Source organism: Klebsiella sp. TF21-TM (assembly GCF_019753495.1).
GTDB lineage: Bacteria > Pseudomonadota > Gammaproteobacteria > Enterobacterales > Enterobacteriaceae > Klebsiella > Klebsiella quasipneumoniae.
In genome coordinates this window covers 100,907-122,624 of the sequence record NZ_JAIJYL010000008.1, presented here as the reverse complement: position 1 = coordinate 122,624, position 21,718 = coordinate 100,907, and the positions used below count along the sequence as shown (strand labels likewise).

The 21,718-nt window shown below is 57.7% G+C and carries 18 protein-coding genes; 14 read left to right on the top strand and 4 right to left on the bottom strand.

What is annotated here, in order from left to right:
• Positions 1-5: 5 nt before the first annotated feature.
• The gene (gene yfcD, locus K5R89_RS10040; protein WP_002913197.1) at positions 6-557 is read left to right on the top strand and encodes an NUDIX hydrolase YfcD; all 552 of its coding nucleotides are present in this window, start codon (positions 6-8) and stop codon (positions 555-557) included.
• A gap of 90 nt (positions 558-647) precedes the next feature.
• Here yfcD and pta read toward each other — a convergent pair whose 3' ends face one another.
• Complete coding sequence (gene pta, locus K5R89_RS10035) at positions 648-2,795, bottom strand: phosphate acetyltransferase (RefSeq protein WP_032453599.1); 2,148 nt, start codon at positions 2,793-2,795, stop codon at positions 648-650.
• Between the two features lie 199 nt (positions 2,796-2,994).
• Positions 2,995-4,197, bottom strand: coding sequence for an acetate kinase (gene ackA / locus K5R89_RS10030; protein WP_008803940.1), 1,203 nt, complete (start codon positions 4,195-4,197; stop codon positions 2,995-2,997).
• A gap of 338 nt (positions 4,198-4,535) precedes the next feature.
• On the opposite strand from ackA, the gene yfbV reads away from it, so the two are divergent.
• The 4 genes from yfbV to K5R89_RS10010 all read left to right on the top strand — a co-directional run bounded on the left by yfbV (position 4,536) and on the right by K5R89_RS10010 (position 8,153).
• Positions 4,536-4,991 carry a terminus macrodomain insulation protein YfbV gene (gene yfbV / locus K5R89_RS10025; protein WP_002913194.1) on the top strand — a complete coding sequence of 152 codons (456 nt, stop codon included), beginning with the start codon at positions 4,536-4,538 and terminating at the stop codon, positions 4,989-4,991.
• An 87-nt stretch (positions 4,992-5,078) separates the two neighbouring features.
• Positions 5,079-5,573, top strand: coding sequence for a YfbU family protein (locus K5R89_RS10020; RefSeq protein ID WP_023290515.1), 495 nt, complete (start codon positions 5,079-5,081; stop codon positions 5,571-5,573).
• Positions 5,574-5,584: 11 nt separating this feature from the next.
• Positions 5,585-6,244, top strand: coding sequence for a sugar phosphatase (locus tag K5R89_RS10015; protein ID WP_023290514.1), 660 nt, complete (start codon positions 5,585-5,587; stop codon positions 6,242-6,244).
• 76 nt (positions 6,245-6,320) lie between these two features.
• Positions 6,321-8,153 (top strand): SLC13 family permease, encoded by a 1,833-nt coding sequence (locus K5R89_RS10010; RefSeq protein ID WP_044524269.1) that lies wholly within the window; start codon positions 6,321-6,323, stop codon positions 8,151-8,153.
• Between the two features lie 45 nt (positions 8,154-8,198).
• On the opposite strand, the gene yfbR is transcribed toward K5R89_RS10010, so the two are convergent.
• Both yfbR and alaA read right to left on the bottom strand, forming a co-directional pair.
• A complete protein-coding gene (gene yfbR / locus K5R89_RS10005) occupies positions 8,199-8,798 on the bottom strand; it encodes a 5'-deoxynucleotidase (RefSeq protein ID WP_002913188.1) in 600 nt (199 codons plus the stop codon).
• An 81-nt stretch (positions 8,799-8,879) separates the two neighbouring features.
• Positions 8,880-10,097: an alanine transaminase AlaA gene (gene alaA / locus K5R89_RS10000; RefSeq protein ID WP_004201748.1), complete on the bottom strand. Its 1,218-nt coding sequence runs from the start codon at positions 10,095-10,097 to the stop codon at positions 8,880-8,882.
• Positions 10,098-10,973: 876 nt separating this feature from the next.
• On the opposite strand from alaA, the gene K5R89_RS09995 reads away from it, so the two are divergent.
• From K5R89_RS09995 to nuoI, 9 genes are all read left to right on the top strand, one after another.
• Positions 10,974-11,900 (top strand): LysR family transcriptional regulator, encoded by a 927-nt coding sequence (locus tag K5R89_RS09995; RefSeq protein ID WP_032453594.1) that lies wholly within the window; start codon positions 10,974-10,976, stop codon positions 11,898-11,900.
• Positions 11,901-12,550: 650 nt separating this feature from the next.
• Positions 12,551-12,997: an NADH-quinone oxidoreductase subunit NuoA gene (nuoA, locus tag K5R89_RS09990; protein WP_002913181.1), complete on the top strand. Its 447-nt coding sequence runs from the start codon at positions 12,551-12,553 to the stop codon at positions 12,995-12,997.
• Between the two features lie 15 nt (positions 12,998-13,012).
• On the top strand, positions 13,013-13,687 hold the full coding sequence (gene nuoB / locus K5R89_RS09985; RefSeq protein ID WP_002913178.1) for an NADH-quinone oxidoreductase subunit NuoB: 675 nt from the start codon (positions 13,013-13,015) through the stop codon (positions 13,685-13,687).
• A gap of 87 nt (positions 13,688-13,774) precedes the next feature.
• Positions 13,775-15,583 (top strand): NADH-quinone oxidoreductase subunit C/D, encoded by a 1,809-nt coding sequence (gene nuoC / locus K5R89_RS09980; protein WP_004201746.1) that lies wholly within the window; start codon positions 13,775-13,777, stop codon positions 15,581-15,583.
• Positions 15,584-15,585: 2 nt separating this feature from the next.
• Positions 15,586-16,086: an NADH-quinone oxidoreductase subunit NuoE gene (nuoE, locus tag K5R89_RS09975; protein ID WP_002913160.1), complete on the top strand. Its 501-nt coding sequence runs from the start codon at positions 15,586-15,588 to the stop codon at positions 16,084-16,086.
• On the top strand, positions 16,083-17,420 hold the full coding sequence (gene nuoF, locus K5R89_RS09970) for an NADH-quinone oxidoreductase subunit NuoF (RefSeq protein WP_002913158.1): 1,338 nt from the start codon (positions 16,083-16,085) through the stop codon (positions 17,418-17,420). The genes nuoE and nuoF overlap by 4 nt, the downstream gene beginning before the upstream one ends.
• Positions 17,421-17,453: 33 nt before the next feature.
• Positions 17,454-20,180 (top strand): NADH-quinone oxidoreductase subunit NuoG, encoded by a 2,727-nt coding sequence (nuoG, locus tag K5R89_RS09965; protein WP_044524268.1) that lies wholly within the window; start codon positions 17,454-17,456, stop codon positions 20,178-20,180.
• Positions 20,177-21,154, top strand: a complete 978-nt coding sequence (gene nuoH / locus K5R89_RS09960; RefSeq protein WP_023290510.1) for an NADH-quinone oxidoreductase subunit NuoH — start codon at positions 20,177-20,179, stop codon at positions 21,152-21,154. The genes nuoG and nuoH overlap by 4 nt, the downstream gene beginning before the upstream one ends.
• A gap of 14 nt (positions 21,155-21,168) precedes the next feature.
• Positions 21,169-21,711 (top strand): NADH-quinone oxidoreductase subunit NuoI, encoded by a 543-nt coding sequence (nuoI, locus tag K5R89_RS09955; protein WP_002913152.1) that lies wholly within the window; start codon positions 21,169-21,171, stop codon positions 21,709-21,711.
• Positions 21,712-21,718 lie beyond the last annotated feature (7 nt).

Genomic DNA, 21,718 nt, shown 5'->3' with positions numbered 1-21,718 from the left:
TCCTGATGGCGGAACAGAATCATTTGGCAAGCACAGAATGGGTCGATATTGTTAATGAAAACAATGAGGTGATAGCACAGTCCAGCCGCGAGCAGATGCGCGCGCAGTGCCTGCGCCACCGGGCGACCTATATCGTCGTTCACGACGGAATGGGGAAAATTCTGGTGCAGCGACGCACCGAGACAAAAGACTTTCATCCGGGCATGCTGGATGCCACCGCCGGCGGCGTCGTGCAGGCTGATGAGCAATTGCTGGAGTCGGCCCGCCGCGAGGCGGAAGAGGAGTTAGGCATCGCCGGGGTGCCGTTCGCCGATCACGGCCAGTTCTACTACGAAGATAAATTCTGCCGCGTCTGGGGAAGCCTGTTCAGCTGCGTTTCCCACGGGCCGTTTGCCCTGCAGGAAGAAGAGGTAAGCGAGGTGTGCTGGTTAACGCCGGAAGAGATCACCGCCCGCTGCGATGAGTTCACGCCCGACTCCCTGAAAGCGCTGGCGCTGTGGATGACCCGCAACGCCGGTAACGAGTATGATGACGCGGAAGAGAGCGAGCGCGAATAATCGCGCGAACGCGTGGCAGCAAACGCTGTTCGCCTCCTGACAAAAAAAGGCAGCCATCTGGCTGCCTTTTGCTTTTCTCTCAGCGAGCGATTACTTCTGCTGCTGAGCTGACTGGATCGCGGTCAGTGCGATGGTGTAGACGATATCGTCTACCAGCGCGCCACGAGACAGATCGTTGACCGGCTTGCGCATACCCTGCAGCATCGGCCCGATGGAGATCAGGTCGGCAGAGCGTTGTACCGCTTTGTAAGTGGTGTTACCGGTGTTCAGATCCGGGAAGATGAACACGGTCGCGCGGCCAGCTACCGGCGAGTTCGGCGCTTTGGATTTCGCGACGTCAGCCATCACCGCGGCGTCATACTGCAGCGGACCGTCGATCATCAGGTCAGGACGTTTTTCCTGCGCCAGGCGGGTCGCTTCGCGGACTTTTTCTACATCGCTACCCGCGCCGGAAGTACCGGTGGAGTAGGAGAGCATCGCCACGCGCGGTTCGATGCCGAAGGCAATCGCGGAGTCAGCGGACTGAATCGCGATTTCCGCCAGCTGCTCTGCGGTCGGATCCGGGTTGATCGCGCAGTCGCCGTAAACGTAAACCTGTTCCGGCAGCAGCATGAAGAACACCGAAGAGACCAGCGAGCTGCCCGGTGCGGTTTTGATCAGCTGCAGCGGCGGACGAATGGTGTTGGCGGTGGTGTGTACCGCGCCGGACACCAGGCCGTCGACTTCGTCTTGTTCCAGCATCAGGGTGCCGAGAACCACGTTATCTTCCAGCTGCTCGCGGGCGACCGCTTCGGTCATGCCCTTGCTCTTACGCAGTTCGACCAGGCGAGCCACGTAGCTTTCGCGTACCACTTCCGGGTCGACGATTTCGATACCGGCGCCCAGCTCAACGCCCTGCGCTGCCGCAACGCGGTTGATCTCATCCGGGTTACCCAGCAGCACACAGGTGGCGATCCCGCGTTCGGCGCAGATAGCGGCGGCTTTCACGGTACGCGGCTCGTCGCCTTCCGGCAGAACCACGCGTTTGCCGGCTTTGCGCGCCAGCTCGGTCAGCTGGTAGCGGAAGGCTGGCGGGGAGAGACGACGGCTGCGCTCGGAGGTCGCGGTCAGCGATTCGATCCAGTCGGCGTTGATGTAGTTGGCGACGTATTCCTGAACTTTCTCAATGCGCTCGTGATCGTCAACCGGTACTTCGAGGTTGAAGCTCTGCAGGCTCAGGGAGGTCTGCCAGGTGTTGGTGTTGACCATGAATACCGGCAGGCCGGTGGCGAAGGCGCGTTCGCACAGCTTGCTGATGCGCGCGTCCATTTCATAGCCGCCGGTCAGCAGGATGGCGCCGATTTCCACGCCGTTCATCGCAGCCAGGCAGGCGGCAACCAGCACGTCAGGACGATCTGCGGAGGTAACCAGCAGCGAGCCCGCGCGGAAGTGCTCCAGCATGTGCGGGATGCTGCGCGCGCAGAAGGTCACGGATTTGACACGGCGGGTGTTGATGTCGCCTTCGTTGATGATGGTCGCATTCAGGTGATGGGCCATGTCGATCGCGCGGGTGGCGATCAGATCGAAGCTCCACGGTACGGCGCCCAGCACCGGCAGCGCGCTGCCGTTTTGCAGCTGAGCCGGGTCGATCTTCACGACTTTCGCTTTGGATGAGTCGTCGAAGATTTCTGACAGGTCAGGACGGGTACGGCCCTGCTCGTCGACCGGCGCATTCAGTTTGTTGATGATAACGCCGGTGATGCTGGTGTTTTTCGCGCCGCCAAAGCTGTTGCGGGTCAGTTCAATACGCTCGTTCAGCTGTTCTGGCGTATCGGTGCCCTGCGACATCACGAAGACGATTTCCGCGTTCAGGGTTTTGGCGATTTCAAAGTTCAGCGCCTGGGCGAACTGATGCTTACGGGTCGGCACCAGGCCTTCCACCAGTACCACTTCCGCGTCCTGAGTGTTCGCGTGGTAGTTGGCGATGATCTCTTCCATCAGCACATCTTTCTGATTGCTGGAGAGCAGAGACTCAACGTGGTTCATCTTCAGCGGTTCAGCAGCGGTGGTGGTGGAGGAGCTGGCGCGAACGATGGTGGTGGTCTGGTCCGGGGCATCGCCGCCGGAGCGCGGCTGGGCGATAGGTTTAAAGACGCTCAGACGAACGCCTTTGCGTTCCATAGCGCGGATCACACCGAGGCTGACGCTGGTCAGGCCTACGCTGGTACCGGTAGGAATTAACATGATAGTACGGGACACGGTATATCCTCTTTCGTTACCGCCAGTATCAGGCGGGATACAAAACAGCACCACCAGCGACCCGTCATACTCCACGTTGCACGTGCGTTGGCTCTACTTGCTCACCCCGGTCGCGTACGCGCTGTACGCGCCGGGGATCTGCTGTGTCGCCGCCTTCCTGCAGCTCGAAGTATTGCGGGTCAGGGCTGGCGGTGTGGAATTATGCGGTCAGACGGCTGGCGTCTTGCGCGATGACCAGCTCTTCGTTGGTCGGGATAACCACGGCAGGACGGGTGCCTTCTTTGTTGATGAAGCCAGACTTGCCGAAGCGGGCAGCCAGGTTACGCTCATGGTCAACTTCAAAGCCCAGTACGCCCAGTTTGCCCAGCGACAGCTCACGCACCATCGCGGCGTTTTCACCGATGCCACCGGTGAAGATCACGGCGTCGAGACGGCCGTCCATCAGCGCGGTGTAGGAGCCGATGTATTTCGCCAGGCGGTGGCAGTAGACGTCCATCGCGCGTTTAGCGTCGGCTTTTTCCTGGTAGTTGTCTTCCACGTAGCGGCAGTCGCTGGTGACTTCGGTCAGGCCCAGCAGGCCGGACTCTTTGGTCAGCATTTTGTTGATGGCGTCAACGCTCATGCCCAGGGTGTCGTGCAGATGGAAGATGATGGCCGGATCGATATCGCCGGAGCGGGTACCCATCACCAGGCCTTCCAGCGGGGTCAGACCCATGGAGGTGTCAACGCACTTGCCGTTACGAATAGCGGAAACCGAACCACCGTTGCCGAGGTGGCAGGTGATGATGTTCAGCTCTTCAACCGGCTTGTTCAGGATCTTAGCGGCTTCCTGAGTCACGTAGAAGTGGCTGGTGCCGTGCGCGCCGTAACGACGAACGCCGTGCTCTTTGTACAGGCTGTACGGCAGGGCGTAGAGATAGGATTCTTCCGGCATGGTCTGGTGGAACGCCGTATCGAATACTGCCACGTTTTTGTCTTTCAGGTGCGGGAAGGATTTCAGCGCTTCAGCGATGCCGATCAGGTGTGCCGGGTTGTGCAGCGGGGCGAAGGACGCGGCGTCTTTAATGCCCTGAATCACGGACTCGTCGATGACTACGGAGCTGGTGTATTTTTCACCGCCGTGGACGATACGGTGGCCGATTGCGGTCAGCTGAGCAGACAGTTCTGGTTTTTGTGCCAGAATAGTGTTAACGATAAAGTTCAGTGCTTCGCTGTGCGCGGCGCCCGCGCCTAATTCGGCTTCTTGTTTGCCGCCGTCAATTTTCCATTTGATACGGGCTTCCGGCAGGTGGAAGCATTCCGCTAAACCGGACAGGTATTCGTCGCCGTTCACGGCGTCAAGGATAGCAAATTTCAGAGAGGAGCTACCGCAGTTCAGAACCAGTACTAACTTACTCGACATGGAAGTACCTTTTTATGATACGTGGCTAAAAAAACGTCAGTGTGTCATTAGCGTAGCGCAGGATGACCTCGACATTTATGATTAACATCATGCCTTGTTCTGTTTTCAGGCACGATGAGATAAGTACATTTGATTTTATGCCATTTTGCATAATTTTCAGCCAATGGCAGAATATGCGATAATTTGACTAGCCTGGCAAAAGAGTCTATCCGCCCTTTCAGGCGGGCACAGGATACCTGATTGCGGTATCCTTTGCCAAAATCTTTTGAACGATGTCATGCATAGTTGGTGTTTTGCACGAATTTTTTAAGTTTTATATGTAAAGTTGAGGTAAAGCCATGTCGACCCCTGAGAAACGCCCCGTTAGCTTCTTTAGCTTGTTCAACCGCGGGCAGCACTACGCCAAGACCTGGCCTCTCGACAAGCGCCTCGCGCCGGTATTTATCGAAAACCGCATCATTCGTGCCACCCGCTACGCCATCCGCATCATGCCGCCGATCGCCATTTTCACTCTCTGCTGGCAGATAGCGCTGGGCGGCCAGCTGGGTCCCGCCGTGGCCACCGCGCTGTTTGCATTGAGCCTGCCGATGCAGGGGTTATGGTGGTTGGGTAAACGTTCAGTGACGCCGCTGCCGCCTTCCATTCTTAACTGGTTCTACGAAGTACGCGGCAAACTGCAGGAGGCGGGGCAGGCGCTGGCGCCTGTCGAAGGCAAGCCCGATTATCAGGCGCTGGCTGACACGCTTAAGCGCGCCTTCAAACAACTCGATAAAACTTTCCTTGATGATTTGTAATTCACTACGGAAAACGCATATAAAAGAAGGCGCATGATTTATGCGCCTTCTTTATTTCACGCCCTACCGTGCTACAGGAGTCACAACATGGAAATGACCAATGCGCAGCGTCTGATTTTATCCAATCAGTACAAAATGATGACGATGCTCGACCCGGACAATGCGGAGCGCTACCGTCGTCTGCAAACCATCATTGAGCGTGGGTATGGGCTGCAGATGCGTGAACTGGACCGCGAGTTCGGCCAGTTGACGGAAGAAACCTGCCGTACCGTTATCGACATCATGGAGATGTACCACGCGCTACACGTCTCCTGGACCAACCTGAAAGACGCGGAGGGTATCGACGAGCGTCGGGTCACCTTCCTCGGCTTTGATGCCGCCACCGAAGCGCGTTTTCTCGGCTACGTGCGCTTTATGGTCAATGTTGAAGGCCGTTACAGCCACTTTGACGCCGGCACCCATGGCTTTAACTCGCAGACCCCGATGTGGGAGAAATATCAGCGGATGCTGAGCGTCTGGCACGCCTGCCCGCGCCAGTATCATCTGAGCAGTAACGAAATTAACCAAATCATCAATGCCTGAGGGAGGTGCCCGTGCAGTGTAAAGGTTTCCTGTTCGATTTAGACGGGACGCTGGTGGATTCCTTGCCGGTGGTGGAGCGTTCATGGTGCAAGTGGGGGGATCGTTTCGCCATCGACCATGATGAAATTCTCAGTTTTATTCACGGCAAGCAGGCCATTACCTCCATTCGCCATTTTATGCCGGGTCGCAGCGAGGAGGATATCCAGGCCGAATTCCGTTATCTCGAGCAGATGGAAGCCACTGATATCGAAGGCATCGTCGCCCTGCCGGGGGCGTTAGCCCTGCTGAATTCGCTCAATGAGGCTGGGATCCCGTGGGCGATTGTCACCTCCGGCTCGATTCCGGTTGCGCACGCGCGTCACCGCGCGGCGGGCCTGCCGATGCCGGAGGTGTTTGTCACCGCTGAGCAAGTGAAGCACGGCAAGCCGGCGCCGGACGCCTATCTGCTGGGCGCCGAGCGGCTGGGGCTGCCTGCCGGGGAGTGCGCGGTGGTGGAAGATGCGCCGGCGGGGCTGCTCTCCGGGCTGACGGCAGGCTGTCGCACCATCGCGGTCAAGGTGCCTGCCGATGCCCCCCGTCTGGATGAAGCCGACCTCGTGCTGAGCAGCCTGGAAGATCTGCTGGTTGAACGCCAGGCCGACGGCGTGGTGAATGTGCGTCTTAAAGCGTAAACCCATGATTTCGCCCCGCGTCGTCGGGGCTTTTTTATGCCACTATGTCGACTCCCACTTGTGACAAGGAAACGTTGTGAACGGTGAATTGATTTGGGTTTTATCCCTCCTGGCCATCGCGGTTGTGCTGTTTGCTACCGGCAAGGTGCGCATGGATGCTATCGCCCTGATGGTCATTGTCGCCTTTGTCCTCAGCGGCACGCTGACGCTGACCGAAGCTTTTTCCGGGTTCAGCGATCCTAACGTGATCCTGATTGCCGCCCTGTTTATTATCGGCGACGGCCTCGTGCGTACCGGGGTAGCCACCAAGATGGGCGCCTGGCTGGTGAGCGTAGCAGGCAACAGCGAAACCAAAATGCTGATCTACCTGATGCTCACCGTCGCCGGGCTGGGCGCGTTTATGAGCTCCACCGGCGTGGTCGCCATTTTCATTCCGGTGGTCCTTAGCGTCTCGGCGCGGATGAATACCTCCCCCTCGCGGCTGATGATGCCGCTGAGCTTTGCCGGGCTTATCAGCGGGATGATGACCCTGGTGGCGACGCCGCCCAACCTGGTGGTCAACAGCGAACTGCTGCGCGAAGGGCTGCACGGCTTCAGTTTTTTCAGCGTCACGCCGATTGGCCTGGTGGTGCTGATCCTGGGCATCGTCTATATGCTGGCGGTGCGCTTTATGCTGAAGACGGATAATGGCGAATCCGCGCGCGATGGACGAAAAAGAAGCACCTTCCGCGATTTGATTCGCGAATATCACCTCACCGGCCGCGCCCGCCGGCTGGCGATCCGACCCGGTTCGCCGATGATCGGTCAGCGGCTGGATGATTTAAAGCTGCGTGAGCGCTACTGTGCCAACGTCATCGGCGTTGAGCGCTGGCGGCGGTTCCGTCGGGTGATTGTTAACGTCAACGGGGTATCGGAATTTCGCGCCCGCGACGTCCTGCTGATCGATATGTCCGCCTCCGATGTCGACCTGCGCCAGTTCTGCGGCGAGCAAATGCTCGAGCCGATGGTGCTGCGCGGCGAGTATTTTGCCGATCAGGCGCTGGATGTGGGGATGGCGGAGGTGGCGCTGATCCCGGATTCAGAGATGATAGGCAAAACGGTGCGTGAGATAGCCTTCCGCACCCGGTTTGGTCTCAATATCGTCGGCATGAAGCGCGATGGCAAAGCGATGGATGGTTCCGTGGTCGATGAGCCGCTGCAGCTCGGCGATATCCTGCTGGTGGTCGGCAACTGGCGGCAAATTGCCCTGCTGGCGAAGCGCGGTCGGGATTTCGTGGTGCTCAATATGCCGGTTGAGGTCGATGACGCTTCGCCGGCCCACAGCCAGGCTCCGCACGCGATTTTCTGTCTGGTGCTGATGGTGGCCCTGATGCTGACGGATGAAATCCCCAACCCTATCGCCGCGATCATCGCCTGTCTGCTGATGGGCAAATTCCGCTGCATCAACGCCGAAAGCGCCTACAAGGCGATCCACTGGCCGAGCATTATTCTGATTGTCGGGATGATGCCGTTTGCCCTGGCCTTGCAGAAAACCGGTGGGGTGGATCTGGTGGTCAAGGGACTGATGGACGTTGCCGGAGGCGAGGGGCCTTATCTGATGCTCGGCTGCCTGTTTGTGATGTGCGCGGCGATAGGCCTGTTTATCTCTAACACGGCCACCGCAGTGCTGATGGCGCCTATTGCCTTAGCGGCGGCGAAGTCGATGGGCGTGTCGCCCTATCCCTTTGCCATGGTGGTGGCGATGGCGGCTTCGGCGGCGTTTATGACCCCGGTCTCCTCGCCGGTCAACACCCTGGTGCTTGGCCCGGGTAAGTATTCCTTCAGCGACTTTGTAAAGATTGGCGTGCCCTTTACCGTGCTGGTAATGGTGGTCTGCGTCCTGCTGATCCCGGTGCTCTTCCCGTTTTAAGGTATGCAGGCCGGGTAGGGGGCGACCGCGGCCCGGCCTGAAAAATTACAGCGGCGAATCCTGGCTGATTTCATCCAGCGACAGCTGGAAGCTCGGGACAAACACCTGCATAAAGTAATCCATCTCCGCGCTGCGCCGCGACGCCAGCGTTTTTTCCAGACGGCCTTTGGCCAGCAGAAATTCGTTGTTGCCCGCCGACAGCTCTTCGAGGCATTTCAGGTAGGCGCAGAGGGCGTCAGCCTGTTTGACGATCGACTGCTCTTCCTCACTGTAGTGATGCTCGTCAATCAGCGGTTCGAAAATATCGCGCAGCTCGTCAGGCACCATATCCACCAGCTTCTGCTGGGCGATTTTCTCAATCGCCTTATATTCCTGGGCAATCTGCGAATTGAAATATTTCACCGGAGTAGGGAGATCGCCAGTTAAGACTTCCGAGGCGTCATGGTACATCGCTAACAAGGCGATACGCTCGGCGTTGACCTGGCCGCCGAATTTGCGGTTTTTGATCGCCGCCAGCGCGTGGGCGACCATCGCCACCTGCAGGCTGTGCTCGGAGACATTTTCAGTGCGCACGTTGCGCATCAGCGGCCAGCGGTTAATCAGTTTCAGACGGGAGAGGTGGGCAAAGAAATGACTCTGACTCATAGGAACCCTTAATCAGTGACAACATCGGGTTCCATTGTGCGCAGGGATCGCCGCCGGATGCAAATGCCGGCGGCGGCACGATTACAGCTGATGGTAGCCGGAGAGGAAGCGGCCGAAGCGGGAGATCGCCATCTCCAGGTCGTCTTCGCGAGGCAGGGTCACAATGCGTACGTGATCCGGCCACGGCCAGTTAAAGGCAGTACCCTGCACCAGCAGCACTTTCTCCTGCAGCAGGAAATCGAGCACCATTTTCTGGTCATCGTGAATATTGAAGCGTTTGGCGTCGATTTTCGGGAACATGTACAGCGCGCCTTTTGGCTTCATGCAGGAGACGCCCGGAATATCGTTGATCAACTCCCAGGCGCGGTTGCGTTGTTCATACAGACGCCCGCCGGGAATGATGAATTCGCTGATACTCTGGTAGCCGCCCAGCGCCGTCTGGATAGCATGCTGGGCCGGCACGTTGGCGCACAGACGCATTGACGCCAGCATTTCCAGTCCTTCGATATAGCCTTTCGCATGTTTTTTCGGGCCATTCAGCACCATCCAGCCCTGACGGAAGCCGGCGACGCGGTAAGTTTTCGACAGTCCGTTGAAGGTCACCGTCAGCAGATCGGGCGCCAGAGCGGCAATGGAGTGATGCTGGGCTTCGTCGTAGAGGATCTTGTCGTAGATCTCATCGGCGAAAATAATCAGGTTGTGCTGGCGGGCGATCTCCACGATCTCCTGCAGCAGCTCTTTGGAATAGACCGCGCCGGTGGGGTTGTTGGGGTTGATGATCACGATCCCGCGGGTGCGAGGCGTAATTTTAGCGCGGATATCGTCAAGATCCGGGAACCAGTCAGAGGATTCGTCACACAGATAGTGCACCGCTTTACCGCTGGAAAGGGACACCGCCGCCGTCCACAGCGGGTAGTCCGGGGCGGGAACCAGCATCTCATCGCCGCTGTTTAACAGCGCCTGCATCGCCTGGACAATCAGTTCGGACACGCCGTTGCCGATGTAAATATCTTCCACGGTGACATCGCGCATTCCCCGCGCCTGGTAATGCTGCATGATGGCTTTACGCGCCGAGTACAATCCTTTCGAATCGCAGTAACCCTGGGCGGTAGGCAGATTGCGGATGACGTCGACGAGGATCTCGTCAGGGGCTTCGAAGCCGAAGGGCGCCGGGTTGCCGATGTTCAGTTTCAGAACCTTATTGCCTTCTTCTTCAAGACGTTTCGCTTCTTTCAGAACCGGGCCGCGGATGTCATAACAGACGTTCTCTAACTTGCTGGATTTTTCGATGGGGGACATGAATCTTGACCTTTTAGCTGTTATCGCCACTCCCTGCCGTGGAAGTCAGCACGGAACAATGTACTCCGCCTCCCCGCTGTTTTGAAGGCTTTGCAGGAGAAGATTTTGCTAACGCAGGATTTTAAGCGTAATTGATTTATCTGCTGCTTGCTGATTTTTCCTGTGGTTTATGCCTTTTCATGGCATTTTTTCGGTCGTCTATGTTGAGGTAGTGCCTTTTTTACCATCATTTATCTGGTTTGTTTGTCGGGTAAACGGGGGGGCTGAAGAATGGATGGCCGCAAAAAAACGCTATCCTTAATGTAATAGCGGTTGATTTGTAATCTTGATGTTAAGTAATTTTAATAAAAAACTGTGCGCAAGCGCATTATTATTATTTTTGACAGGTAATAATCTGAGGTTTGTTAATTTATATAAAATGTTGAAAAAAATTTAAAATTAACTCAGTTAATCCTTATTAAGGCTTATAAAAAGGATGGGAATCGGTTAGAATATCGCCGTTAATATCAGTGGTAGTCGGTATGATTTACGGCTGAATTGGTATCTAATATATTGTTATTACAGAATTTTATTGTTCGTTTTTCGCCAAAAAGAAGTCCGGCGAAAGAGAGGCTTTCTCACCACCACTGTGCGATTTCCCGGGGCGACGTATGACGCCTTGCTGGCCGTGGTAATTAATAATAATGAGGAATACGAACAATATATTACTCCGGTGTTCTGCGCATTTGCTCAGATGAGTACTTTGGCATGTAATAACGTTCGTCCAGTTGTTTATCCGCCATCTGACGGTGAGCACAAGGCTCAGGGAATAGCCGGAAACCTGGCGTAAAGCATCAACAAGGCAGGTCAGCGTTAGCCACCTGTAAGTGAAGAAAGATGATTAATACAACACGTCCGATACTCAACCTCGATCTCGATCTGCTGCGCACCTTTGTAGCCGTCGCTGATTTGAACACCTTCGCCGCCGCCGCCGCTGCAGTGTGCCGTACCCAGTCCGCGGTCAGCCAGCAAATGCAACGCCTGGAGCAGCTGGTTGGCAAGGAGCTTTTCGCTCGTCACGGACGCAATAAACTGCTGACCGAGCAGGGCATCCAGCTGCTGGGCTATGCCCGCAAAATCCTGCGCTTTAACGATGAAGCCTGCATGTCGCTGATGTATGGCAGTCTGCAGGGGGGACTGACTATCGGCGCGTCGGAAGAAACCGCTGATACTATCCTGCCGTTTCTGTTAAACCGCATCGGCTGCTTCTATCCCAGAATGACGCTGGAGATTAAAGTCCATCCCCACGCCGTCATCATGGCGATGCTGAGCGGGGGAGAGGTCGATCTGGCATTAACCACCCATCAGCTTCCCGGTTTTACCGCTTTTACGCTGAGAACGTCGCCTACCCTCTGGTACTGTGCGGCGGACTACGTGCTGGCGAAAGGGGAATCGATCCCCCTGATCCTGCTCGAAGAGCCTGGCCCGTTCCGTGAGGACATCATCGCCGCGCTGGAGGCTGCCCGCGTCTCCTGGCATCTGGCCCACGGCGCCTCGTCGCTCTCCGGGGTGAAAGCGGCAGTGAAAGCCGGGCTGGGGGTCACCGCGCGTCCGGTCGAAATGATGAGCCCGGATTTGCGCGTGGCCGGCATTAGCGATGGCCTGCCGGTACTGCCGGATACCCGGTACGTGGTCAGCTGCAATCCGCAGACGGTGAGCGAACTACCGCAGGCGATTTTTCAGTCCCTGAGCCAGGAGAGCGATCCCTGGCGCGCGGGGCCGGCCCTTACTCCGGAAGAGGGAGGAAGCACCTTCATTTTGTGAGGTTATTTTGCTAACAAAGATCACAAAAACTGGTAACAGAATGTAAGTGTCCAAAAAGAGCCTCAGGGGTGGGTTTCTCGTCTGGTGGCTCTTTTTTTTGCACTCTTATTGATGTTTTGAATCTTTTTTTTATTTCTTTGCAGAAAAATCAGCATATTGGCGTGACCGGGCGCTCACCTTGTCGACTTTTTCCTGCACTTTCAACACTTCCTGCTAATGTTAAAAAACCGGATGGATTGTTGCCGATTTCCTGGGGTAATTAACAAAACCGTGTCGCAGATCAAGAAAATACCCCTCTTTGGGGGGAGGAATCGAGGCTAAATCCTGTCAAAATAGCAGGGATTTTTGATTTACGACGGAAACGGACACGATTCAACAACACTAAAACCGAACAGTATGCAAGGTTATTTCGCATAAAAGGGCATTTAATGTTAATGAAAAGATTCCAATGTAAATTAATGTTATGAAAACTTTTGTTAAAGTTGACAAAAGGTTAAAGAAAGGGGTAAAAAGCCACGGCATCTGGGCTTCTCACATCTTCCAGGGACGCTTTTTTGCACGGTTATTTTTTATTCCTCCCGTGAAACGCTGTGGCGTTCATCTGCCAGTAAGAGCAGAGGGTTTTGGCGCTACACTTTTTTGGTTAAGCAATGCGTATGTCAACATCCACTGAAGTCATCGCTCATCACTGGGCATTCGCTATATTTCTCATCATCGCTATCGGTCTGTGCTGCCTGATGCTCGTCGGCGGCTGGTACCTTGGCGGTCGCGCGCGCGCGCGTAGCAAAAACACGCCGTTTGAATCGGGGATCGACTCCGTTGGTTCGGCCCGCTTACGTCTTTCTGCGAAGTTTTATCTGGTTGCCATGTTCTTCGTGATCTTCGACGTGGAAGCCCTGTATCTCTACGCATGGTCGACCTCCATCCGCGAGAGCGGCTGGGTCGGCTTTGTGGAAGCCGCAATTTTCATTTTAGTGCTACTGGCTGGTCTGGTTTATCTCGTTCGCATCGGCGCACTGGACTGGACGCCCGCGCGTTCCCGTCGCACGCTGGTTAACCCGGAAACAGACAGTCCCACTAACCGTCATATGCAGTAAAAGCGAGGCAATAAGATGGATTATACGCTCACCCGCATAGATCCTAACGGTGAGAACGACCGTTACCCCCTGCAGAAACAGGAGATCGTTACCGACCCCCTGGAGCAGGAAGTCAACAAAAGCGTGTATATGGGGAAACTCGAACACGCGCTGCATGACATGGTGAACTGGGGCCGTAAGAACTCAATTTGGCCGTATAACTTCGGCCTTTCTTGCTGTTATGTGGAAATGGTGACGTCATTCACTGCGGTGCATGACGTTGCGCGCTTTGGGGCCGAAGTTCTGCGCGCCTCTCCGCGTCAGGCGGACCTGATGGTGGTCGCCGGAACCTGCTTCACCAAAATGGCGCCGGTTATTCAGCGTCTCTATGATCAGATGCTGGAGCCGAAGTGGGTGATCTCCATGGGCGCCTGCGCGAACTCCGGCGGCATGTACGACATCTATTCCGTCGTCCAGGGCGTGGATAAGTTTATTCCGGTCGATGTGTACATCCCGGGCTGCCCGCCGCGTCCGGAGGCCTATATGCAGGCGCTGATGCTGCTGCAGGAGTCCATTGGTAAAGAACGTCGTCCGCTCTCATGGGTGGTTGGCGATCAGGGCGTCTATCGCGCCAATATGCAGTCGGAACGCGAGCGTAAACGCGGCGAACGTATTGCAGTGACCAATCTGCGGACGCCGGACGAGATTTAATTTGCGCCTGCGGGCGGGAGAACCACTTCGCAAATCAATCTACAACAGCGCGAAGTCTCGCCCGGCAGTCACCACGGACCTTTTGCAATGGTGAACAATATGACCGATTTAACCGCGCATGACGCCGCACCAGCCTGGCAAACCCGCGATCACCTTGATGACCCGGTGATCGGCGAACTGCGCAACCGCTTTGGGCCGGATGCCTTTACCGTTCAGCCAACCCGTACCGGCGTACCGGTGGTATGGGTCAAGCGCGAGCAGCTGCTTGAGGTGGGTGATTTCCTGAAGAAATTGCCGAAGCCTTACGTGATGCTGTTTGACCTGCACGGCATGGACGAACGTCTGCGCACGCACCGCGATGGCCTGCCCGCCGCGGATTTTTCCGTTTTCTATCACCTGATTTCCATCGACCGCAACCGCGACATCATGCTCAAGGTGGCGCTGTCTGAAAACGATCTGCATCTGCCGACCTTCACCAAACTGTTCCCCAACGCCAACTGGTATGAGCGTGAAACCTGGGAAATGTTTGGTATTACCTTCGATGGCCATCCGAACCTGCGTCGCATCATGATGCCGCCGACCTGGGAAGGCCACCCGCTGCGTAAAGACTACCCGGCGCGCGCCACCGAATTCGATCCGTTTGAGCTGACCAAAGCCAAACAGGATCTGGAGATGGAAGCGCTGACTTTCAAACCGGAAGAGTGGGGCATGAAGCGCGGCACCGACAACGAGGACTTCATGTTCCTCAACCTCGGTCCGAACCACCCCTCCGCGCACGGTGCGTTCCGCATTATTCTGCAGCTGGATGGCGAAGAGATCGTCGACTGCGTGCCGGACATCGGTTACCACCACCGCGGCGCCGAGAAGATGGGCGAGCGCCAGTCCTGGCACAGCTACATCCCGTACACCGACCGTATCGAATACCTTGGCGGCTGCGTCAACGAGATGCCGTACGTGCTGGCCGTGGAAAAACTGGCCGGGATCACCGTGCCGGATCGCGTCAACGTGATCCGCGTAATGCTCTCCGAACTGTTCCGCATCAACAGCCACCTGCTGTATATCTCTACCTTTATTCAGGACGTCGGCGCGATGACCCCGGTCTTCTTCGCCTTTACCGATCGGCAGAAAATCTACGATCTGGTGGAAGCGATCACCGGTTTCCGTATGCACCCGGCGTGGTTCCGCATCGGCGGTGTCGCGCACGATCTGCCGCGCGGCTGGGATCGTCTGCTGCGTGAGTTCCTCGAGTGGATGCCGAAGCGTCTGGACTCCTATGAAAAAGCCGCCCTGCGCAACACCATTCTGAAGGGCCGTTCCGTCGGCGTGGCAGCCTATACCGCTAAAGAGGCGCTGGAGTGGGGCACCACCGGCGCAGGCCTGCGCGCCACCGGTATCGGCTTCGACGTGCGTAAATGGCGTCCTTATTCTGGCTATGAAAACTTCGACTTCGAAGTCCCGACCGGGGGCGGCGTCTCTGACTGCTACACCCGCGTGATGCTGAAAGTCGAAGAGCTGCGCCAGAGCCTGCGCATTCTTCAGCAGTGCCTCGACAATATGCCGGAAGGGCCGTTCAAAGCGGATCACCCGCTGACCACGCCGCCGCCGAAAGAGCGCACGCTGCAGCATATCGAAACCCTGATCACCCACTTCCTGCAGGTATCGTGGGGCCCGGTCATGCCGGCCAACGAATCCTTCCAGATGATTGAGGCGACCAAGGGGATTAACAGTTACTACCTGACCAGCGACGGCAGCACCATGAGCTACCGTACCCGCGTCCGCACGCCGAGCTTTGCGCACCTGCAGCAGATCCCGTCGGCGATCCGCGGCAGCCTGGTATCCGACCTGATCGTCTATCTGGGTAGTATCGATTTTGTTATGTCAGACGTGGACCGCTAATTATGCACGAGAATCAACAACCACAAACCGAGGCTTTTGAGCTGAGTGCGGCAGAGCGTGAGGCTATTGAGCACGAGAAGCACCACTACGAAGACCCGCGTGCGGCGTCCATCGAAGCGCTGAAAATCGTTCAGAAACAGCGCGGCTGGGTGCCGGATGGCGCGATCTACGCCATTGCCGATGTGCTGGGCATCCCGGCCAGCGACGTCGAAGGCGTGGCGACGTTCTACAGCCAGATTTTCCGCCAGCCGGTTGGCCGTCACGTGATCCGCTACTGCGACAGCGTGGTGTGCCACATTACCGGCTATCAGGGGATTCAGGCCGCCATCGAGAAGAAGCTGAACATCAAGCCAGGGCAGACCACCTTTGATGGCCGCTTTACCCTGCTGCCGACCTGCTGCCTGGGCAACTGCGACAAGGGACCGACCATGATGATTGATGAGGACACTCACAGCCATCTGACGCCGGAGGCAATTCCTGACCTGCTGGAGCAGTACAAATGAAAACCGTAATTCGTACTGCGGAAACGCATCCGCTCACCTGGCGCCTGCGCGACGACAAGCAGCCGGTCTGGCTGGACGAGTATCGCAGCAAAAATGGCTATGAAGGGGCGCGAAAAGCGCTGACCGGCATGGCGCCGGACGAGATCGTCACGGCGGTAAAAGACGCTGGCCTGAAAGGGCGCGGCGGCGCGGGCTTCTCCACCGGTCTGAAGTGGAGCCTGATGCCGAAAGACGAGTCCATGAATATCCGTTACCTGCTGTGTAACGCCGATGAAATGGAGCCGGGCACCTATAAAGACCGCCTGCTGATGGAGCAGCTGCCGCACCTGCTGGTGGAAGGCATGCTGATCTCCGCGTTTGCGCTGAAGGCTTACCGCGGCTACATCTTCCTGCGCGGAGAGTATATCGAAGCGGCCCAGCATCTGCGCCGCGCGATTGCCGAAGCCACCGAGGCGGGCCTGCTGGGGAAAAACATCCTCGGCACCGGTTTTGACTTCGAGCTGTTTGTCCACACCGGGGCAGGGCGCTATATCTGCGGCGAAGAGACGGCGCTGATTAACTCCCTGGAAGGTCGCCGCGCTAACCCGCGCTCCAAGCCGCCGTTCCCGGCGAGCTCCGGCGTGTGGGGTAAGCCGACCTGCGTCAACAACGTGGAAACCCTGTGCAACGTGCCGGCGATTTTGGCCAACGGCGTTGAGTGGTACCAGAACATCTCCACCAGTAAAGATGCCGGCACCAAGCTGATGGGCTTCTCCGGCCGCGTGAAGAACCCGGGCGTCTGGGAGCTGCCGTTCGGCACCACTGCCCGCGAGATCCTGGAAGATTACGCCGGCGGCATGCGCGATGGCCTGAAGTTTAAAGCCTGGCAGCCGGGTGGGGCAGGGACCGACTTCCTCACCGAAGCGCACCTCGATCTGCCGATGGAGTTCGAAAGCATTGGTAAAGCGGGCAGCCGTCTGGGCACCTCGCTGGCGATGGCCGTTGACCACGAGATCAACATGGTCTCGCTAGTGCGCAACCTCGAAGAGTTCTTCGCCCGCGAGTCCTGCGGCTGGTGTACGCCGTGCCGCGATGGGCTGCCGTGGAGCGTGAAGATCCTGCGCGCCCTGGAGCGCGGCGAAGGCCAGCCTGGCGATATCGAAACCCTTGAGCAACTGTGTCGATTCCTGGGCCCGGGTAAAACCTTCTGCGCGCACGCGCCGGGCGCGGTTGAGCCGCTGCAGAGCGCGATTAAATATTTCCGCGAAGAATTCGAGGCTGGCATTAAGCAGCAGTTCAGCAATACCCATGCAATCAACGGGATTCAGCCGAACCTGCTTAAGACGCGCTGGTAATCTAAAGGTTTTTTTATTTTTGGAAGCACGCTAATGGCTACGATTCATGTAGACGGCAAAGAATACGAGGTCAACGGAGCGGACAACCTGCTGGAGGCTTGTCTCTCTCTTGGGCTTGATATTCCCTACTTTTGCTGGCACCCGGCGCTAGGGAGCGTCGGTGCTTGCCGCCAGTGTGCGGTGAAGCAATATCAGAACGCGGAAGACACGCGTGGTCGCCTGGTGATGTCCTGTATGACTCCGGCATCCGACGGCACCTTTATTTCTATCGACGATGGCGAAGCGAAGCAGTTCCGCGAAAGCGTGGTGGAGTGGCTGATGACCAACCACCCGCACGACTGCCCGGTCTGCGAAGAGGGCGGCAACTGCCACCTGCAGGATATGACGGTGATGACCGGCCATAGCTTCCGCCGCTATCGTTTTACCAAGCGTACCCACCGCAATCAGGATCTGGGGCCGTTTATTTCTCATGAAATGAACCGCTGCATCGCCTGCTACCGCTGCGTGCGCTACTACAAAGATTATGCCGACGGCACCGATCTGGGCGTCTATGGCGCCCACGACAACGTCTACTTCGGCCGCCCGGAAGATGGCACCCTGGAGAGTGAATTCTCCGGCAACCTGGTGGAAGTCTGCCCGACCGGCGTCTTCACCGATAAAACCCACTCCGAGCGCTATAACCGTAAATGGGACATGCAGTTTGCGCCGAGCATCTGCCAGCAGTGTTCCATCGGCTGTAACATCAGTCCGGGCGAACGCTATGGCGAACTGCGTCGTATCGAAAACCGTTATAACGGGACCGTTAACCGCTACTTCCTCTGCGACCGCGGTCGTTTCGGCTATGGCTACGTGAACCTGAAAGACCGTCCGCGTCAGCCGGTTCAGCGCCGCGGCGACGATCTGATTACCCTCAACGCCGAGCAGGCGATGCAGGGCGCGGCGGATATTCTGCGCCAGTCGAAGAAAGTGATCGGCATCGGCTCCCCGCGCGCCAGCATTGAAAGCAACTTCGCGCTGCGCGAGCTGGTGGGCGCCGACAACTTCTATACCGGCATCGCCAAAGGCGAACAAGCGCGCCTGCAGATGATGCTGAAAGTGCTGCGTGAAGGTGGGATCCACACCCCAAGCCTGCGCGATATCGAATCCTACGACGCGGTACTGGTGCTGGGCGAAGACATTACCCAGACCGGCGCGCGCGTCGCGCTGGCGGTGCGTCAGGCGGTGAAAGGGAAAGCACGCGAAATGGCGGCGGCGCAGAAAGTGGCCGACTGGCAGATTGCCGCGATCCTCAACATCGGCCAGCGCGCCAAACACCCGCTATTCGTCACCAACATCGATGACACCCGCCTGGATGACATCGCCGCGTGGACCTACCGCGCGCCGGTGGAAGATCAGGCGCGTCTCGGCTTCGCCATCGCCCATGCGCTGGACGACAGCGCGCCGGCGGTTGACGGCCTGAGCCGCGAACTGCAGGGTAAAGTCGATGTCATCGTCCAGGCGCTGGCCGGGGCGAAAAAACCACTGATTATTTCCGGGACCAACGCCGGCAGCATGGAGATCATCCAGGCCGCCGCTAACGTGGCGAAAGCCCTGAAAGGCCGCGGTGCCGACGTCGGCGTGACGATGGTTGCCCGCGCGGTGAATAGCGTCGGTCTGGGTATGATCGGCGGCGGCTCGCTTGAAGAGGCGCTGGACGAACTGGAAAGCGGCGCCGCAGACGCGGTTATCGTGCTGGAAAACGACCTTCACCGTCATGCTTCCGCCGCCCGCGTCGACGCAGCGCTCTCCAAAGCGCCGCTGGTGATGGTGGTTGACCATCAGCGCACGGCGATTATGGACAAAGCGCACCTGGTGCTCTCCGCGGCAAGCTTTGCGGAAAGCGACGGTACCGTGGTCAACAACGAAGGCCGCGCTCAGCGCTTCTTCCAGGTCTACGACCCGGCCTACTACGACGCGAAAACCGTCATGCTGGAAAGCTGGCGCTGGCTGCATTCCCTGCACAGCACCGTTAACAACCGTCAGGTTGACTGGACGCAGCTGGACCACGTCATCGATGCCGCGATTGCCGCACTGCCGCAGCTGGCGGGCATTAAAGACGCCGCGCCGGATGCGACCTTCCGCATTCGCGGTCAGAAGCTGGCGCGTGAACCGCACCGCTACAGCGGCCGCACAGCGATGCGCGCCAACATCAGCGTCCACGAACCGCGTCAGCCGCAGGATAAAGACACCATGTTCGCCTTCTCCATGGAAGGGAACAACCAGCCGTCCGCCCCGCGTTCGCAGATCCCGTTCGCCTGGGCGCCGGGCTGGAACTCCCCGCAGGCATGGAACAAGTTCCAGGATGAAGTGGGCGGGAAACTGCGCCACGGCGATCCGGGCGTCCGTCTGTTTGAAGCGTCCGCCAGCGGGCTGGAATACTTCACGGCGGTGCCGGCCAGCTTCCAGGCGGAAGACGGGAAATGGCGTATCGCGCCGTACTACCACCTGTTTGGCAGCGATGAGCTGTCGCAGCGCGCGCCGGTGTTCCAGAGCCGGATGCCTGAGCCGTACATCAAGCTGAACCCGGCGGATGCCGCGAAGCTTGGCGTCAACGCCGGGGCGATGCTCTCCTTTAGCGTGGAAGGCCAGACCCTGCGTCTGCCGCTGGTTATCTCTGAAGGTCTGACCGCAGGACAGGTTGGCTTACCGATGGGCATGCCGGGCATTGCGCCGGTACTGACCGGATCGCGTATTGATTCACTGCAGGAGGCGAAAGCATGAGCTGGTTAACGCCGGATCTTATCGACATTCTGTTAAGCATCCTGAAGGCCGTGGTCATTCTGCTGGTGGTGGTCACCTGCGGCGCGTTCATGAGCTTCGGCGAGCGTCGTCTGCTCGGTCTGTTCCAGAACCGCTACGGGCCAAACCGGGTAGGCTGGGGCGGTTCGCTGCAGCTGGTCGCCGACATGATCAAAATGTTCTTTAAAGAGGACTGGGTTCCGCGCTTCTCGGATCGCGTGATCTTTACTCTGGCGCCGGTGATCGCCTTTACTTCGCTGCTGCTGGCCTTCGCCATTGTGCCGGTCAGCCCGACGTGGGTGGTGGCCGATCTGAACATCGGGATCCTGTTCTTCCTGATGATGGCAGGCCTGGCGGTATACGCGGTGCTGTTCGCCGGTTGGTCGAGCAACAACAAATACTCCCTGCTGGGGGCGATGCGTGCTTCCGCGCAGACCCTGAGCTACGAAGTGTTCCTCGGCCTCTCCCTGATGGGCGTGGTGGCGCAGGCGGGGTCATTCAACATGACCGATATCGTCAACAACCAGGCGCATCTGTGGAACGTTATTCCGCAGTTCTTCGGCTTCGTGACGTTCGCCATCGCCGGCGTGGCGGTGTGTCACCGTCACCCGTTCGACCAGCCGGAAGCGGAGCAGGAGCTGGCCGATGGTTACCACATTGAATATTCCGGCATGAAGTTCGGTCTGTTCTTCGTCGGTGAATACATCGGTATCGTCACCGTTTCAGCGCTGATCGTCACGCTGTTCTTCGGCGGCTGGAATGGCCCGTGGTTACCTCCTTTCATCTGGTTCGCGCTGAAAACCGCGTTCTTCATGATGATGTTCATTTTGATCCGCGCATCATTACCGCGTCCGCGCTATGACCAGGTAATGTCCTTTGGCTGGAAGGTATGCCTGCCGTTAACGCTGGTCAACTTGTTGGTAACGGCGGCTGTCATTCTCTGGCAGGCGCAATAAGGGGTGAATTGAACATGACCTTAAAAGAATTATTGGTGGGGTTCGGCACCCAGGTCCGCAGTATCTGGATGATTGGCCTGCATGCCTTCGCCAAACGTGAAACCAGGATGTACCCGGAAGAGCCGGTCTATCTGCCGCCGCGCTATCGCGGCCGGATCGTGCTGACGCGCGATCCGGACGGTGCAGAGCGCTGCGTCGCCTGTAACCTGTGTGCGGTAGCCTGCCCGGTGGGCTGTATTTCGCTGCAGAAAGCAGAGACGGTAGACGGCCGCTGGTACCCTGAGTTCTTCCGCATCAACTTCTCACGCTGCATTTTCTGCGGTCTGTGCGAAGAAGCGTGCCCGACCACGGCGATCCAGTTGACCCCGGACTTTGAGCTGGGTGAATACAAGCGTCAGGATCTGGTGTACGAAAAAGAGGATCTGCTGATTTCCGGTCCGGGCAAATACCCGGAATATAACTTCTACCGGATGGCGGGTATGGCAATCGACGGCAAAGATAAGGGCGAAGCGGAAAACGAAGCTAAGCCGATCGACGTCAAGAGCCTGTTACCGTAAGGAGAGG